At 42.9% G+C, this 15,938-nt stretch carries 17 protein-coding genes; 4 read left to right on the top strand and 13 right to left on the bottom strand.

The annotated features are described in order from the left end of the window. Positions 1–52 precede the first annotated feature (52 nt). Positions 53–2,521, top strand: coding sequence for an ATP-dependent DNA helicase RecG (gene recG, locus O9324_RS23910; protein ID WP_288141502.1), 2,469 nt, complete (start codon positions 53–55; stop codon positions 2,519–2,521). A 150-nt stretch (positions 2,522–2,671) separates the two neighbouring features. On the opposite strand, the gene O9324_RS23905 is transcribed toward recG, so the two are convergent. From O9324_RS23905 to O9324_RS23845, 13 genes are all read right to left on the bottom strand, one after another. Further along, entirely contained in the window at positions 2,672–3,220 is a 549-nt protein-coding gene (locus O9324_RS23905; protein ID WP_002740992.1) for an NADH-quinone oxidoreductase subunit B family protein, read from the bottom strand. A 77-nt stretch (positions 3,221–3,297) separates the two neighbouring features. Further along, the gene (locus tag O9324_RS23900) at positions 3,298–3,759 is read right to left on the bottom strand and encodes a hypothetical protein (RefSeq protein WP_185241328.1); all 462 of its coding nucleotides are present in this window, start codon (positions 3,757–3,759) and stop codon (positions 3,298–3,300) included. 2 nt (positions 3,760–3,761) lie between these two features. Further along, positions 3,762–4,157 carry a hypothetical protein gene (locus O9324_RS23895; protein ID WP_002787798.1) on the bottom strand — a complete coding sequence of 132 codons (396 nt, stop codon included), beginning with the start codon at positions 4,155–4,157 and terminating at the stop codon, positions 3,762–3,764. A gap of 8 nt (positions 4,158–4,165) precedes the next feature. After that, the gene (gene hoxU / locus O9324_RS23890) at positions 4,166–4,882 is read right to left on the bottom strand and encodes a bidirectional hydrogenase complex protein HoxU (RefSeq protein WP_002734546.1); all 717 of its coding nucleotides are present in this window, start codon (positions 4,880–4,882) and stop codon (positions 4,166–4,168) included. 85 nt (positions 4,883–4,967) lie between these two features. Continuing rightward, positions 4,968–6,596, bottom strand: a complete 1,629-nt coding sequence (gene hcp / locus O9324_RS23885; protein WP_288141501.1) for a hydroxylamine reductase — start codon at positions 6,594–6,596, stop codon at positions 4,968–4,970. 874 nt (positions 6,597–7,470) lie between these two features. Continuing rightward, positions 7,471–7,857: a type II toxin-antitoxin system VapC family toxin gene (locus O9324_RS23880; protein WP_288141500.1), complete on the bottom strand. Its 387-nt coding sequence runs from the start codon at positions 7,855–7,857 to the stop codon at positions 7,471–7,473. Continuing rightward, positions 7,854–8,117: a type II toxin-antitoxin system Phd/YefM family antitoxin gene (locus O9324_RS23875; RefSeq protein WP_288141499.1), complete on the bottom strand. Its 264-nt coding sequence runs from the start codon at positions 8,115–8,117 to the stop codon at positions 7,854–7,856. The genes O9324_RS23880 and O9324_RS23875 overlap by 4 nt, the downstream gene beginning before the upstream one ends. A gap of 306 nt (positions 8,118–8,423) precedes the next feature. Beyond that, on the bottom strand, positions 8,424–8,636 hold the full coding sequence (locus O9324_RS23870) for a hypothetical protein (RefSeq protein ID WP_002760549.1): 213 nt from the start codon (positions 8,634–8,636) through the stop codon (positions 8,424–8,426). Positions 8,637–8,672: 36 nt separating this feature from the next. Next, on the bottom strand, positions 8,673–9,506 hold the full coding sequence (locus tag O9324_RS23865) for a tetratricopeptide repeat protein (protein ID WP_288141498.1): 834 nt from the start codon (positions 9,504–9,506) through the stop codon (positions 8,673–8,675). A gap of 117 nt (positions 9,507–9,623) precedes the next feature. Beyond that, positions 9,624–10,520 carry an Rpn family recombination-promoting nuclease/putative transposase gene (locus tag O9324_RS23860; protein WP_288141497.1) on the bottom strand — a complete coding sequence of 299 codons (897 nt, stop codon included), beginning with the start codon at positions 10,518–10,520 and terminating at the stop codon, positions 9,624–9,626. 92 nt (positions 10,521–10,612) lie between these two features. Continuing rightward, positions 10,613–11,413, bottom strand: a complete 801-nt coding sequence (locus O9324_RS23855) for an Rpn family recombination-promoting nuclease/putative transposase (RefSeq protein ID WP_288141496.1) — start codon at positions 11,411–11,413, stop codon at positions 10,613–10,615. A 9-nt stretch (positions 11,414–11,422) separates the two neighbouring features. Next, on the bottom strand, positions 11,423–11,548 hold the full coding sequence (locus tag O9324_RS23850; protein ID WP_256380711.1) for a hypothetical protein: 126 nt from the start codon (positions 11,546–11,548) through the stop codon (positions 11,423–11,425). A 29-nt stretch (positions 11,549–11,577) separates the two neighbouring features. Beyond that, entirely contained in the window at positions 11,578–11,886 is a 309-nt protein-coding gene (locus tag O9324_RS23845; protein ID WP_288141495.1) for a hypothetical protein, read from the bottom strand. Between the two features lie 6 nt (positions 11,887–11,892). Between O9324_RS23845 and O9324_RS23840 the strand changes: the two genes are divergently transcribed. From O9324_RS23840 to O9324_RS23830, 3 genes are read left to right on the top strand one after another with little or no spacing between them, the layout of a single operon-like run. Beyond that, on the top strand, positions 11,893–13,803 hold the full coding sequence (locus tag O9324_RS23840) for a heavy metal translocating P-type ATPase (protein ID WP_288141494.1): 1,911 nt from the start codon (positions 11,893–11,895) through the stop codon (positions 13,801–13,803). 20 nt (positions 13,804–13,823) lie between these two features. Next, entirely contained in the window at positions 13,824–15,104 is a 1,281-nt protein-coding gene (gene hisS, locus O9324_RS23835) for a histidine--tRNA ligase (protein WP_288141493.1), read from the top strand. 41 nt (positions 15,105–15,145) lie between these two features. Next, the gene (locus tag O9324_RS23830) at positions 15,146–15,796 is read left to right on the top strand and encodes a hypothetical protein (RefSeq protein ID WP_287629738.1); all 651 of its coding nucleotides are present in this window, start codon (positions 15,146–15,148) and stop codon (positions 15,794–15,796) included. Positions 15,797–15,938: the final 142 nt, after the last annotated feature.

The raw sequence follows: 15,938 nt of genomic DNA, 5'->3' as shown, positions 1-15,938 counted from the left end.
CAGAGGTATTAGGGAAACATAATACTGGGAAATTTGGAGTCAAGAGGCAATTATGAAAGGGGAAATACCCGACTGGGTGAGATTACAAAAAGCCTTATCTGTAGAAGCGGAAAAAGGTTATCCCGATCTTCAGGGAAATCAATACCGTTTTAGCGAGTTTTTCTGTCTTAGTTTCGGGGATAATCCTCCCGTGGGAATTGCCACCAGTGAGAGAAATCGCTGGCGAGAATTAGCCCAAAAATTTGCCCAATATTCCCAATTTAATCCCAGACAAAGACAACAATTAGTCGCCGAAACTCGCAATTTTTTGCAACAATTACGGCAAACTTTAGAAGCAACCCCTACCCCAAAAGAACCAGCTGCGGCGAAAATTATTAATACCACTCCCATCACGGCAAAGGCTAATTCTCCACGGCAAGTCACCCTGGAACAACCCTTGAAATATCTAGCGGAAGTGGGAGAGAGAAAAGCCAGTCTTTTAGAAAGATTAAACCTCCACAAAGTTGAAGATTTATTATATTATTATCCCCGGGATCATGTGGATTACAGTCGTCAAGTCAATATCGCTAATTTAACCGAGGGGGAAACGGTAACTTTAGTGGGGAATGTCAAGCGATGTAATTGTTTTAATAGCCCCAAAAATACCAAGTTAGCTATCTTTGAATTGCTCTTACAGGATCGCACTGGACAGATAAAATTAAACCGTTTTTATGCGGGAACTCGCTATACTAATCGTGCTTGGCAAGAAGGACAAAAAAAACTCTATCCCGTCGGTTCGGTGGTGGCGGTTAGTGGTTTAGTCAAAGCGGGAAAATATGGGTTAACTTTAGAAAATCCTGAATTTGAGTTATTAGACAGTTCTGGGGCAAGTATTGAGTCCTTAAAAATCGGGCGTATCCTGCCGGTTTATCCCCTCACCGATGGAGTACCCGCCGACCTAATTAGAAAGGCTGTAGTCGCCGCTTTTGGGGCAGTAGAGGCGATAAAAGACCCCCTACCTTTCGGTCTAAGAAAACAATACGGATTAATCGATTTAAAAACAGCAATTACTAACATTCATTTTCCCAATAATTCCGAGATTCTCAGTCAAGCGCGACGGCGATTAGTTTTTGATGAATTCTTCTTTTTACAATTGGGGTTTCTGCGGCGGCGGCAACAGTATCGTCAGACACAGAAAAGTGCTATTTTTAGTGCTAAAGGTCAACTAATTGATCAATTTAATCAGATAATTCCCTTTCAATTAACCAATGCTCAAAAACGAGTTATTGAGGAAATTTTAGAGGATTTAGATTCTAGCACCCCGATGAATCGTCTTGTGCAGGGGGATGTGGGTTCTGGCAAAACAATTGTCGGAGTTTATGCCATTTTAGCAGCCCTACAATCCGGTTATCAAGCGGCATTAATGGCTCCTACGGAAGTTTTAGCGGAACAACATTATCGTAAGTTAGTTAGCTGGTTTAATCTCTTACATTTACCCGTAGAATTATTAACTGGCTCCACAAAAACCGCTAAACGGCGAGAAATTCACGCCCAATTAGAGACAGGAGAATTACCACTTTTAGTGGGAACTCATGCCCTAATTCAAGATGCAGTTAATTTCCGCAAATTGGGGTTAGTTGTTATTGATGAACAGCATCGCTTTGGGGTACAACAAAGGGCAAGATTATTAAGCAAAGGACAGTCTCCCCACGTTTTAACCATGACAGCAACACCGATTCCCCGTACTTTAGCTTTAACCCTGCATGGGGATTTAGATGTGAGTCAAATTGACGAATTACCCCCCGGCAGACAACCGATTCAAACCACCGTTTTAAATGGCAATCAAAGAAGGGCTGCCTATGATTTAATTCGCCGTGAAATTGCCCAAGGCAGACAAGCTTATGTGATTTTTCCCTTAATTGAAGAATCGGAAAAATTAGATGTGAGGGCTGCGGTGGAAGAATATCAAAATTTATCAGAAAAGATTTTTCCCAATTTTAATATCGGTTTACTCCATGGTCGCATGAGTTCCGCCGAAAAGGAGGAAATCTTAACAGCTTTTCGCGATAATATTCTGCAAATTATTGTCTCAACTACAGTTATCGAAGTGGGGGTGGATGTTCCCAATGCCACGGTGATGTTAATTGAAAATGCCGAACGTTTTGGCCTTTCACAATTGCATCAATTACGGGGGCGCGTCGGCAGAGGTTCCCATCAATCCTATTGTTTACTTTTAAGTGGCAGTAATAGTGCTAATTCCCGTCAAAGATTGACGGTTTTGGAACAATCCCAAGACGGCTTTTTTATCTCGGAAATGGATATGCGATTTCGCGGTCCGGGGGAAGTTTTAGGACAACGACAATCGGGTTTACCAGATTTTGCCCTCGCTAGTTTAGTGGAGGATCAAGAGGTGTTAGTTTTGGCAAGAGATGCCGCCGAAAAAATTATGTTAGATGATCCCCATTTAATCACTTTGCCCAACTTGAAACAAGCTTTAGAGGCTAAATATCAACGGATGTTGGGAGCGGATATTTTAACTTGACTTAGGGAATTATGAATTATGAATTATGAATTGTGAATTATGAATTGTGAATTGTGAATTGGTGAGAGGGGAGAGGGGAGAAGCAAATGGGGAGAATACGTCAAAGCTGTCTCCTGATAACTGATAACTGATAACTGATAACTGATTTAATTAACCAAATTTAATCATTTCTCGTCCTGCCATCACGGGTAATTCCCCTTTTAAAATCGGAATCAATGTCTCGCGAATTCTGTCCGCATCGGGGGGACATCCCGGCATAAAAATATCGATGGGAATGACTTGATGGACGGGCAGCACTTGATCTAATAATTCGGGAACGATACCGGGTTCTTCTGGTAGTTGAGGTGTGTTATCTCCTAACTCTAAATAAGCTCTTTTTAGCACGGGATCGGCAGTTCCCAACATATTCCGCATAGCGGGAACGTTAGCAGTCACAGCGCAATCACCAAAAGAAACGACGGTTTTGGTATTTTGACGGACTAGATGAATTAGTTCTAAATTATCCTGATTAGCGATCGCTCCTTCCACTAAACAGACATCGACATTTTCCGGATAGGTTTTCAGATCGCAGCCGACGGGACTATATACCACGTCAACTTTTTCGGCTAATTCTAACAGCCATTCGTCCAAATCGAGGAAGGACATATGGCATCCCGAACAACCGGCTAACCAGACAGTAGCGAAGCGAATTTTAGACATAATTTTAATTCCTTGATTGGTATTTTTTGGCTGAGTTGCAATTTCGTCAAAAGGATCAAACACAAAGAAATTCTCTTTTAAGCTATTTTTGCCTCCAGGATAAACTCTTGCATTTTTTCCTCAAAGAAAGGAGCTAAATCTAGATTTTTCCAATCTTTAAGTAGCTCAAAAATAATCGCCTCCGATGCAAAATTTCCCGTATAGGAAATAAAAGAAAAAGGACGTTTGCCGAAATTGAGCAAACAGCTTAAAATCGTGCAATGGTCTTTTACTCCAAAACCAAGAGAACAGGTTTTATCTCGATCTTTTACTCGCCAATTATCAGCATTTTTGGCATAAATATCTAGGGCAACTAAAGCGGAATCCACTTCTCTAGAATATTTAATTAAGAGCGAATACAAAACCCTAGGCTCTTGACTGACATCAGACAAAATTTCAATTATCCGACAAGGAATACTGGAAAATTGCGCCGTCAAATTGGAGAGAGACTGACACATTTCTAGGGCTTGCAGAAATTGCGATTCGGGTGATGTGGTCATAATTATCTTGTTTGCTGAATTGAATCGGACCAAGGATATTGTTTTTGTGCCAGTAAATGCGCTTGTTGCTGCGAAAAACCTCGATTCATCACTAAGTCAGATTCATAGATTTCATGATTGAGAAACATCCGATCAAGATTATTCCCTTGAGCGCCAGCGAGTCTTCGCCAAGCTGCTACCATTAAACCTTCGGGAAAAAATTGATATCGAGACACTCCTGATCCAAAAGCGTAATCCTTGGCGCGTCGGATATCGATTTCCGAGATTTCGTATTGGGCAGCAATCCCTAGGATATCTTGATTATTACCCATAATCTGATCATAGTCCTCCCTTACCTTGGCGGTTAATTTCTGCTCGTAGATATCTAAATGCGCCCATCGATCACTATCACCCTCCATCGGTTAGTTTAACGCGTCCATTGGTGTTCAGTCCTAGCATTAACTAAAAATTCCAACTTCGATCGATCTTCCTCTTTTTCGGAAACGGCGGAACCCTTGCGGAATATTGCCCCGGTTGGACAAGCGGCAACACATTTGCCGCAGGAAGTACAGGCAGAAACGCTGCCCCAAGGCTGATCCATTCCCGCGATAATTTTATCTTTTTCGCCGCGATAAGCCAGATCCCAAACGTGCGCGCCTTCAATTTCATCACAGACTCGCACACAACGGGTACAGAGAACACAACGATTATGATCGATACCAAAAAGATGATGGGAAATATCCACTTCTCGCTTGGGAAAACGGTAGGGAAAACGACTATGATCCATACCCACTTCGATGGCTAAATCTTGCAATTCACAGTTACCATTAGCCACACAAACCGCACAAACGTGATTACCTTCAGCGAATAATAATTCCACTGTCATGCGGCGATATTCTTTCAGTTTTGGGGTATCGGTATGGACCACCATTCCTTCCGCCACTTCCGTTACACAGGCAGGTAATAATTTATTAATACCTTCAATTTCTACCAAACATAAGCGACAGGCAGCCACTTCAGAAACCCCATCGAGATGACAGAGGGCGGGAATTTTTATTCCTACCTGACTAGCGGCTGCGAGAACTCTCGAACCCGCTTCGATCGCTACATCTTTGCCATCAATGCTTAAAGTGATTACGGACATAAAAATTATTCTCCTTGAGGATAATATCCCTCTCCTTCCCATAGGCCACAATTTGTGGCCAAGGGTGGGATTTTTACAGAAAGTTTTAACCTAGACAAGCGGCTAAGTCTTTTGCGGGGGTGGTAATCGGCTGCAGGTGATAGGTATCGGAGAGGAATTTCAGGACGTTAGGGGAGATAAATGCTGGTAAAGTTGGTCCCAGACGGATATTTTGAATACCTAGATGCAGCAGGGTGAGCAGTACAGCGATCGCTTTTTGTTCGTACCAAGAGATAATTAGGGAGAGGGGAATCTCATTGACGCTAACGTTAAAAGCGTTGGCTAATCCTAGGGCGATTTTGATGGCACTATAGGCATCGTTACATTGTCCCACGTCCATCAGCCGGGGTAATCCTTCGATGCTACCTAATTGTTTGTCGAAAAAGCGGAATTTTCCACAGGCAAGGGTTAAAACGATGCAATCTTCGGGAACTTGTTCCACAAATTCGGTGTAGTAATTGCGATCGGGTTTTGCGCCATCGCAGCCGCCAACTAGGAAGAAGTGACGGATTTTACCCTGTTTAAGGGCATTAACCACCGTATCAGCGACACTAAGAACGGTATTGTGGGCAAATCCCACCATTACCTGCCGAGGTTCGCTTATTTCAGTAAATCCGGGCAATGACTGCGCTTTAGCAATCACGGGACTAAAATCGATCGCACCGTCCACTGTTTCTAAGCGGTTAATATGGGCATAACCCACAGGTCCGAGGGTAAAAAGTTTACTTTCATAGTTTTCGTGGGGGGGCATGAGACAATTAGTAGTTAAAACTATTGCCCCCGGAAACTTAGCAAATTCCTTAGTTTGATTTTGCCAGGCGGTGCCATAATGACCGTAGAGATGGGGATATTTTTCTTTGAGTTTTGGATAACCGTGGGCGGGTAATAATTCTCCGTGGGTATAGACTGTTATCCCAGTATTGGCAGTTTGTGCCAGTAAAGCTGCCAATTGTTTAATATCATGGCCAGAGACTAAAATGGCTTTACCTAGACGCGGATTTAAGGGAACATTTGTCGGTATGGGATGACCGTAGGTTTCGGTATGACCTTGATCTAATAATTCCATGGCCCGCAGGTTTGCCGCCCCAACTTTTAGACAGATTGCCACCCAATCATTCAGGTTTAAATCTCCCCGATCAATTGCCGCTAAAGTCTCTTGGATAACCTGATAAACTGAGTCATCCTCTTGACCTAATTCCTGAGCGTGGAAAGTATAGGAAGCCAGACCTTTAACTCCGTAGATAGCAGTTAACTTTAGGGAAAAAATATCGAGGTCTTGCACTTTTTCAATTAGTTCTAAGGATACTTCTTGACCTTGGCTAACTAGACTCTCATTAAAATTAGGCTGATAGTTGGCAAGTGCAGACCAGTCAAGGGATCCCAATTGTGCTTTTAAATTTTCCCGAATCTCTAAACAACGCTGAATATAATCAGTAAAACGCCGTTGATCAAAGTTAACATTGGTCATGGTGGCGAAAAGTGCCTCACAGGTAAAAATATCGGCTTCGCGAGTAGATATTGCCGCTTCTTTAGCTTTTAAAATCACCGATGCTAATCCCCGCAGACAATAAACTAATAAGTCTTGAACAGCGTTGACTTCGGGACTTTTTCCACAGGCTCCCCACTGATGACAACCATTACCACTAGCGGTTTGTTCGCATTGTTCACAAAACATAATTTTTCTCTCTTTTTTTCAGTAGATTGACAGATTGTCGCGATTTGTTCTACTAAATTGAATCCCGCTTTTTTGCAAGTTATTGATTAGCCTTTACCCAGCAATAATTATGGATTTTACCACTGGAAAGCTTGTCTTGACAGCCTCTCGTCTCTGAACTATGTTTTTATTCTCTCACTCTTTTTGCCGGTTGGGTTCTGATTTTAGATTTCCTCAAGAATTACTAATTAAACAATTATTTAGTTGTCTTATTTAAATTAAGTATTTTTGGTGATTTTTATGATATAATAAGCGAAATTTTCGGTTTTTAGGTGGGTATTTGCCAGTGTCATAGCAATCGGTCTCCTGATAGGATAGAAAGTTGGAACTTAAGAGTTATTATCGCCTAACTCTGATGATGGGATTGCTTTCGACATAGATAGTTATCTCTTTTTTTATTTACTTAACTTAACCGATTATCTCGCCGAATCTGCTCAAAATCTTTATCTGTTTTTGCCAGATCCTGATATTTGACATCAAGACTGATGAACGATTTATTTGATTAGTGGTATTCCGATATCTTTGCAGATTTTATTAGCGAGAATATCCCTAATTTCCGTATGTCTTGGAATCGCAGATCTTTTATTTAATTGGGGGTTAAACCACCAAGAATGGCTAGGACTTGCTGAAAAAGTACGGGCGAAGCATTCGGATAGAAAATCTACGGTTTCACCGATAGGTTATTGTCCGAATGCTTCGCCCCTACAGGACGCGGGCCGATGAAGACGCAAGGTTTTGAACGACGATTCTCTCAAAATCTTGCACCTGTGAGAGCAAAACAGAACCCTAAAACCCTTACCTCGTCTATATTTCACATTTATTCAGCAAGCCCTATCTACCAATCTATCTGAACAGGATATTTTGCTAATATTGAATCATGGCTAATCAGTCTAGCATTTTCAAGATTAGCTTGAGCAACTAACAAGCGGTCAAATGGATCTTTATGGATGTTAGGTAAAGTATTTAAAGCTAAAACATGGCTGACTGTAATTGATAAAAGGCCAATTTGGTTAGTTTCCTGCTGAGTATTAATCATTTCTGCTAAAGGTATCTTGAGTGATAGTTTACCTAGTTGTAGTTTGATTTGCATTTCCCAAATACTTGTAATACTAAGTAACAGCGTATTACTAGGATCTCTACACAGTTCTAAAGCTCTTTGAGAGAGTTTTTCTGGTTCGCTATCCCACCAAATAAATGTATGGGTATCTAAAAAATTTTTCATGATTCACCTGTCCAAAATTCTTCAGGAAGTGGCTCATCAAAATCTTCGCTAGTCTTAATTTTTCCAGCGTGTAGTCCTGGTTGTCGTAACTTAGGAGAAGGAGTTTCAGACGTTGTTTTTTCAGTATCTCCCCAAGGAATTAGACGAGCTACAGGCTTGTTTCCTTCGGTTATAATAATTTCAGTATCTACCTTTATTAAGGCAAGTAGTTCTTGTAAAGTTAACTGTACTTGATTGAGATCAATAATTTTGTTTGACATGAATAATTTTCTCTCTTTATTTACTTCACAAAATAAAACAGGATTCAGTGATAACTGCCTCACAAGTTAATCAAGGTTTGGCAACTTTTTCCCATTGCTGAATTGCCCAATTGTGATAATTATCACTCCGGTATGTCTTGGAATCGCAGATCTTTTATTTAATTGGGGGTTAAACCACCAAGAATGGCTAGGACTTGCTGAAAAAGTACGGGCGAAGCATTCGGGCAATAACTTATCGCTGAAACCGTAGATTTCCTATCCGAATGCTTCGCCCCTACAGGACGCGATCGATAAACTGTTTGCGTTTCATACAACAATTTTCTCTTCTTGGTAGTTTCCCCTAGTAGCGGAAATTGCTTCCTGTTTATTCAATTCTAATGCTTCACTAAGAGTAATTTTTAGGCTTTCTAATAACTGGTCACGAGATGCTTCTTGACAGTTAACTCCCGGAATTTCTTCTATCCAACCAATCCACCAATCTCCGTCTGGCTGAATGATAGCTGTGTAGGTATTAGTCATAGAATATCTCCTTAGCTAAAATACAAATATATATTATTATACTCGATTTAGGAAACTCTGAAACCGCTCATCTCCCCGAATCTGATCAAAATCTTTATCCGTTTTTGCCATATCCTGATATTCGACATCAAGATTGATAGCGCGTTGTAAGTTTTCGATAGCTAATTCCACATTGTTTTGTAAGCCATAACAGCAAGCTTTATTGTAGTAAGCATCAGCATCATTTGAATTAATTTTAATAGCTTGATCGTAGGATGCGATCGCTTGTTCAAATCTGCGTAAATTCCTTAACGCAATCCCTCGGTTGTTCCAAGCTTCATGCAAATCGGGTTTAATTTCTAAAGCTCGATCGTAGGAGGCGATCGCGCCGATAAAATCCCCATTGATTGCTTTCTGGTATCCTTGCTCAAACCAGAATGCGGCATCCTGAACCACTTCCGTTAAATCCGTCTCCTTTGGGCCTAGATTTTCCTCCTCCACACCGGAAACATCCCTCACCGCGTCGCGCAACTGGAGGCTAATCCGTTGGGACACTTCCCCCAGATTTCCCGTCATCACCTTCCCTAAAGCCGCCAGATCTCGCCCTAAAGTTTGATAATCTTCCGGATACTGTAGCCATTCCTCGCTTTTGACCTCTAACCACCGCGCCAGCTTTTTATCGTCACAATGGCGACTGTATAGCCATCCCCGTAACCCGCCGGTAGTGGTTCCCGCCGCCACCTGCTCGAATAACCCCATCAATATCCCTTCATATTCCCCATCGCTGGGTTCTGGAGGAGTATTTTTGACTTCTTTGGGGTTAATTGCCTTTGGACTGGCAATAAAGAGCGATTTTAGCCAATTCCAGAGCTTTTTTAGTAAGGATAGCATCGAAGAAAAGCGGGAAAGAAGATAATGAAATTATATCTCTACTGCCGAAAGGGACGACTTTCGGGGTTCATACTCGTCCTGAAAGGGGAAATCGGCAATCGAACTTCTGAAAATATCCTAGCGATCGCTATCTTCCAGCGAGCGAGCCAATTCTAAGACCTGTTCGAGAGATAATCCCAGAGAAGCGGCGATTTCTTGGGGATTAACCCCCGCTCGCAATAATAAGGGAACAGAAGCCAATTTTCCGATGATTTCCCCTTCTTGGCGACCTTCTTGGCGACCTTCTTGGCGACCTTCTTGGCGACCTTCTTGGCGACCTTCTTGGCGACCTTCTTGACGACCTTCTTGGCGACCTTCTTGGCGACCTTCCTCTAGGGCCTCCTGAAACACACGCGTCTGTCTTAACTCGCTTAAACTAAACATAGCTTCTATCTCCTTTCGATTAATCCGCGGCAACTTGTAAATCAAAATCGTCTCTATCAATTCTAAAAGTTCCTGTTGGCGATTTTCTACCCCCGTTTCTCTCACTCGCACGATTAACTCCCTTCCCCGGTTGATCACTTGCGCTTCGGGTAAGCTTACTAACTCTAGCGTCGCTAATCCGAGCGAATCTGGTGGAATATCAGCTAATTCCTCGAGATAAATCCTTTGTACTCTTGTTTCTTGTAATAGCTCTCTATATCGCTCTATATTCTCCTTTTCCACCCTTCGATTCGGATAGATCACCACCCCGCGCCAATTGTTTTTTAACCGCGTCTGTTTGAGATAGAGAAAAATTTCGGCGAAAAAACGCGCATAAAACTCCGGATCATTCTGAAACTGAACTTCGGTAAAATAAATTGGTAAATCTTGCCGTTCTGGTAGAAAGACTCCATCGATGCGAAAAGATAGTTGTTTCACCTCTACGGAGGAAAATCGGTAGAAATTGGCTAATTCGCTGGGAAAGTCGATTAACTCAAACAGAAGATCGGGAAAGGTTTGAAAAAGTCGGTAGAAAATCGTGTCGGTTTTCATGAGTTCAATCTATTCCGCTGCCGAAAGTCTTCCCTTTAGGGGTTCCTATTCATCTTAAAGGGGAAATCAGCAATCGAACTTCTGAAAATACCCTAGCGCTCGCTCTCTCCCAGCGAGCGAGCCACTTCTAAGACCTGTTCAAGAGATAATCCCAGGGAAGCGGCGATTTCTTGGGGATTAACCCCCGCTCGCAATAATAAGGGAACAGAAGCTAATTTTCCGATGATTTCCCCTTCTTGGCGACCTTCCTCTAGGGCCTCCTGAAACACACGCGTCTGTCTTAACTCACTTAGACTAAACATAGCTTCTATCTCCTTTCGAGTAATCCGCGGCAACTTGTAAATCAAAATCGTCTCTATTAATTCTAAAAGTTCCTGTGGGCGATTTTCTACCCCCGTTTCCCTCACTCGCACGATTAACTCTCTTCCCCGGTTGATCACTTGCGCTTCGGGTAAGCTTACTAACTCTAGCGTCGCTAATCCGAGCGAATCTGGTGGACTCTCGGCTAATTCCTCGAGATAAATCCTTTGTACTCTTGTTTCTTGTAATAGCTCTCTATATCGCTCTATCTTCTCCCTTTCCACCCTTCGATTCGGATAGATTACTACCCCGCGCCAATTGTTTTTTAACCGCGTCTGTTTGAGATAGAGAAAAATTTCGGCGAAAAAACGCGCATAAAACTCCGGATCATTCTGAAACTGAACTTCGGTAAAATAAATCGGTAAATCTTCCCGTTCTGGTAGAAAGACTCCATCGATGCGAAAGGATAGTTGTTTCACCTCTACGGAGGAAAATCGATAGAAATTGGCTAATTCCCTGGGAAAGTCGATTAACTCAAACAGAAGACCTGGAAAGGTTTGAAAAAGTCGGTAGAAAATCGTGTCGGTTTTCATGAGTTCGCTCTATTCCTCTGGTGCGTCGCTGGGTTCTGGCGGAGTATTTTTGACTTTTTTGGGTTTAATTGCCTTTGGACTGGCAATAAAGAGCGATTTTAGCCAATTCCATCGCTTTTTTAGTAAGGATAGCATCGGAGAAAGGGGGAAAGGAGATAAGGAAATTATATCTCTACTGCCGAAAGTGGTCCCTCTACCGGTTCAAATTCGTCCTCTAATAGCCAATTTTCCGCTTCCTCGTAACTCGCACCGGTAAATACTACCTGATAACCCTCAGAGGGATCGTACACGCGATAGTTTCCTGAAGATTCAGCGAGTAAAAGCAAGATATAGGGGGGAGATAGCAGCGGATCGATCCAAACCTCGGCAAAATTCCAATTATTATCGGCTAGGTTGGCTGCGGGGGATAATGTCTTAGGGGTTTTCTGCATCGATCCAATTTTTTCTAGAATGGGGAGAGAATTAATTGCCATCGCTCCATGATTCAGAGTATTTCGTCCTCTTGGTTGTCTGAGTATTCCTCGGCAGTTGCCGCAGGAATTTGCGCTATTTTAGTCTTTTTTGGTTGGTTATGCCTACACCTTAATCTGATCGGCCTAGCTTTAATCCTACTACCGATCGCCTATGTGGTGGGAGGATACGAGAGTACCCAAGCAGGGTTAACGACTTTATTTGAGGAAAAAGAACTGGATGTGGACCTGTTAATGATTGTAGCGGCGTTAGGGGCGGCGATTTTGGGACTCTGGGACAGTAATTACTATCTCATCATCGATGGAGCCATTTTAATCCTGATTTTCGCCATTAGTGGCGCATTAGAACAGATTGCCCTGGCGAAAACCGATCGCAATATTCGTTCTCTCATGGCTATGACTCCCGATACTGCTAGATTAATCACGGGAGACAGCGAAAAAGAGGTTCCTATCAAGCAATTACACATCGGTGATACAGTTTTGGTCAAACCGGGTGAATTAATCCCTATTGACGGCATTATTATGGAGGGAAACAGTCCCATTAATCAAGCGCCAATTACTGGGGAATCCCTTCCCGTGGATAAAACTATCGGTGAAGAAGTCTTTGCGGGAACTCTCAACGGTGCGGGAGTGCTACGTTTAAAGGTGGAAACTCCCCCCGAAAGTCGCTTAATTGAGAGGGTGATTCGTTTGGTAGAAAAGGCACAAAATGAATCCCCTCCCTCCCAACAGTTTATCGAAGGTTTCGAGCGGGGTTATGCGGAAATTATCGTGATTTTGGGCTTAATTTTCGGGATTTTACCGCCTTTTTTCTGGGGTTGGACCTGGGAAACCACTATCTATCGGGCCTTAATTTTTCTCGTGGTGGCTTCTCCCTGTGCTTTAATGGCCTCAATTATGCCAGCTTTGTTATCGGGTATCGCTAACGGGGCAAAACAGGGGATTTTATTCAAAAATGGCGCAAGATTGGAGATGATCGGCCGCATACGAGCGATCGCTTTTGATAAAACTGGCACTCTCACCCTTGGTAAGTTGCAAGTGGTGGAAATTATCCCTGTCCATGCAGTCAGCGAAAATGAGGTGTTAGCGGTGGCTGCATCCCTAGAATCCTGTTCCGGACATCCCATTGGGGCCGCTATTACCGCCACAGCGATCGAACGTGGTATAAATTTCTTCAGTGCTAATCAGGTACAAGCGGTATCGGGACGGGGTATCACGGGAAAAATTGCCGATAAGTCGGTATCTGTGGGCAATTTTGCCTATATTCGTGACCATATTGCTGATCTTGACCAGAATATCCTAGCTATCCACGAGCGTTTACAAAAAGAAGGTAAAACCCTCGTTTGGGTAGTACAAGAGAATCAAATGCTCGGTGCGATCGCTGTGGCCGATACCCTTCGTGAATCGGCAGTTAATCTGGTGGAGAAACTAAAAAAGATCGGTATCGAACATATAGTTTTAATTACGGGTGATAATCAACAAAGTGCCGATAAAGTCGCTGAAAAACTCGGCATTGAGGAGGTTTACGCTGATTTACTGCCCGAAGATAAGTTAACCGTGATCAAAAATCTGCAAGAAAAATATCATACTGTCGCTATGGTAGGAGATGGCATTAATGACGCGCCCGCTTTAGCTATGGCTAATGTGGGGATTGCCATGGGAAAAGCGGGTAGTGATGTGGCCTTGGAAACGGCCGATATTATCCTTATGTCCGATAATTTAGCCAAAATTCCCAGCGCGATTAACCTTGGTCGTCGTGCCAATCGCATTGTTAAACAGAATATCACTTTCGCCCTCGCCTTTATCGGCATATTGCTAATAGCCAATTTTGTTGGTGATATAACTTTACCTCTAGGTGTCATCGGTCATGAAGGATCGACGGTATTAGTGACTCTCAGCGGTTTAAGATTGTTGAATTAAGGATAAAAATACAGAGAACTATGGGCGAAATTCAGGCAATCCGAGGCACAAAAGATATTTTACCGGCGGAGGTCGGTTACTGGCAGTGGTTAGAGGAAACTGCCAGCAGAATTTTAGGGACTGCGCTGTATCAAGAGATACGAACTCCCATTTTTGAACAGACGCAACTTTTTGAACGGGGTATCGGGGAAGCGACGGACGTGGTAGGTAAAGAAATGTACAGTTTCCTCGATCGCGGTCAACGTTCCCTGACTTTGCGACCGGAAGGAACGGCTGGGGTCGTTCGCGCCTACATTGAACACAAATTACAGGCAGCTGGAGGAGTACAAAGACTCTGGTATAAGGGGCCAATGTTTCGTTATGAACGTCCGCAAGCGGGTAGGCAGCGACAGTTTCATCAAATCGGGGTCGAATTGTTGGGAAGTGATGACCCTAGGGCGGATGTGGAAGTAATTACCCTTGCCAGCGAGATATTAAAAGCTGTGGGTCTAGAAAACCTAAAATTAGACCTTAATTCCCTGGGAAATGCCCAAGATAGGCAAAATTATCGTCAGGCCTTGCTAGATTATTTGACTCCCTACAAAGCTGATTTAGATGCGGATTCTCAACAGAGATTAGAAAAAAATCCCCTGCGAATTTTGGATAGTAAGGACGAGAAAACCAAGATTATCTGTGAGAATGCCCCCAGTATTCTTGAACACCTCGGCAGTGATTCTCAAAAGTATTTTGAACGGGTACAATCTTTACTAACTGATTTGGGAGTTATCTATAATCTTAATCCCTGTTTAGTGCGAGGATTGGACTATTACACCCATACGGCCTTTGAAATTCAGTCCGATGATTTAGGCTCTCAAGCTACGGTTTGCGGTGGTGGTCGTTATGATGGTTTAATAGCTCAATTAGGCGGTCTAGACACACCAGCAGTGGGTTGGGCAATCGGTTTAGAACGTCTGATTATATTATTACAACAAAAGCAATCTTTATCTTTTTTGGTTCCCGATTTTTATCTCGTCTCCAAAGGAGAAAAAGCTGAGGCCCGCAGTGTGGTGTTAGCGCAGCAATTACGCGGATTGGGGTTTAGCGTCGAGTTAGACTTGAGTGGCAGCGCTTTCGGGAAACAATTTAAACGGGCCGATCGAGCTAAGGCCGTGGGCTGTATAATTTTAGGGGATGCTGAGGCTGAAAATGGCACGGTACAACTGAAATGGATGGCCACCCAAGAGCAAATTAGTCTAACCCAAGCGGATTTACTGACACAAGCAGGGGAATTAAAAGTGCAAATCTCCCGGCACAAATCCTAAGTTTTAGCGTCATGGGGAAACATTAGGCCTAGGCTAGGATTATGGAATTTATACTGCAAAAACAAGGGGAAAATCACGGACGCACAATTTCTACTAATTCCCTAGAAATTGTCTCGGGAAACTATCGTCTTTTGGCCCGTCTGGATTCTCCTTTTGCTCATATTGAAGTGCGTATCGATTACGAATCTCCCGAAAGTAGCGAACGATATACCCATTATTATCGATCGGATGCCGGAGGTTGGCTGGAAATTTTTTCCTATCGAGATTTAGGAATAGGTAGCTGGCAAATTCGCTGTTATGGGGATATTTTGGCCGAATTGGGGGGGCAAGGTTGGCAAGAAATGTTAACTTTAATTGTTACTCCTGTTAAGATCGATTATCTGGCTCAATTAGAACAGTTGATTAAAAACGAAATTGAACCTTTATTGGCACGAGAATCCTCTCCAGAGATGGTAAAATTAGAATTGGCCGATTTAACTAATAATTCTGCCTTTGTTTTTGATTTATGCCTACCAGAGGAAACAATGACTGCTAGGGAAGGGGTAACTCTAGAACTGCCGGAACCTGCTAATATGAAAAAGAGCCTTAAAAGTTTATCTAATCGCAATTCTGCACCCCTACCCCCGAAAATATCCGGTTCTAATTCTCGCCGAAAATCACCGCAACTTCCCCCAATTCCTAAAAATAAATAACCTTAGGGACTTGCGTGGGAATAATATCCCAATCGATCGGAGGGCGCAAGCTTTGCGCCCCTACAGTAACGGATTTTGTCCACAATGTAGGGGCGAACTGCGTTCGCCCAAAAGGTACATTATCAAAGCGCAAGTCCCTTAT

The sequence above is a fragment of the Microcystis sp. LE19-84.1B genome, from assembly GCF_027531875.1.
Classification (GTDB): Bacteria; Cyanobacteriota; Cyanobacteriia; order Cyanobacteriales; family Microcystaceae; genus Microcystis; species Microcystis panniformis.
Note: the sequence above shows the minus strand (reverse complement) of the source record. Positions and strands in the feature narration are given on the sequence as shown.

Bases quoted from the DNA above. Each gene is read 5' to 3' on its own strand.
- recG (WP_288141502.1), top strand. From the start codon at position 53: ATGAAAGGGGAAATACCCGACTGGGTGAGATTACAAAAAGCCTTATCT.
- O9324_RS23905 (WP_002740992.1), bottom strand. From the start codon at position 3,220: ATGTCTAAAATTCGCTTCGCTACTGTCTGGTTAGCCGGTTGTTCGGGA.
- O9324_RS23900 (WP_185241328.1), bottom strand. From the start codon at position 3,759: ATGACCACATCACCCGAATCGCAATTTCTGCAAGCCCTAGAAATGTGT.
- O9324_RS23895 (WP_002787798.1), bottom strand. From the start codon at position 4,157: ATGGAGGGTGATAGTGATCGATGGGCGCATTTAGATATCTACGAGCAG.
- hoxU (WP_002734546.1), bottom strand. From the start codon at position 4,882: ATGTCCGTAATCACTTTAAGCATTGATGGCAAAGATGTAGCGATCGAA.
- hcp (WP_288141501.1), bottom strand. From the start codon at position 6,596: ATGTTTTGTGAACAATGCGAACAAACCGCTAGTGGTAATGGTTGTCAT.
- O9324_RS23880 (WP_288141500.1), bottom strand. From the start codon at position 7,857: ATGAAAAATTTTTTAGATACCCATACATTTATTTGGTGGGATAGCGAA.
- O9324_RS23875 (WP_288141499.1), bottom strand. From the start codon at position 8,117: ATGTCAAACAAAATTATTGATCTCAATCAAGTACAGTTAACTTTACAA.
- O9324_RS23870 (WP_002760549.1), bottom strand. From the start codon at position 8,636: ATGACTAATACCTACACAGCTATCATTCAGCCAGACGGAGATTGGTGG.
- O9324_RS23865 (WP_288141498.1), bottom strand. From the start codon at position 9,506: ATGCTATCCTTACTAAAAAAGCTCTGGAATTGGCTAAAATCGCTCTTT.
- O9324_RS23860 (WP_288141497.1), bottom strand. From the start codon at position 10,520: ATGAAAACCGACACGATTTTCTACCGACTTTTTCAAACCTTTCCCGAT.
- O9324_RS23855 (WP_288141496.1), bottom strand. From the start codon at position 11,413: ATGAAAACCGACACGATTTTCTACCGACTTTTTCAAACCTTTCCAGGT.
- O9324_RS23850 (WP_256380711.1), bottom strand. From the start codon at position 11,548: ATGCTATCCTTACTAAAAAAGCGATGGAATTGGCTAAAATCGCTCTTT.
- O9324_RS23845 (WP_288141495.1), bottom strand. From the start codon at position 11,886: ATGGCAATTAATTCTCTCCCCATTCTAGAAAAAATTGGATCGATGCAG.
- O9324_RS23840 (WP_288141494.1), top strand. From the start codon at position 11,893: ATGATTCAGAGTATTTCGTCCTCTTGGTTGTCTGAGTATTCCTCGGCA.
- hisS (WP_288141493.1), top strand. From the start codon at position 13,824: ATGGGCGAAATTCAGGCAATCCGAGGCACAAAAGATATTTTACCGGCG.
- O9324_RS23830 (WP_287629738.1), top strand. From the start codon at position 15,146: ATGGAATTTATACTGCAAAAACAAGGGGAAAATCACGGACGCACAATT.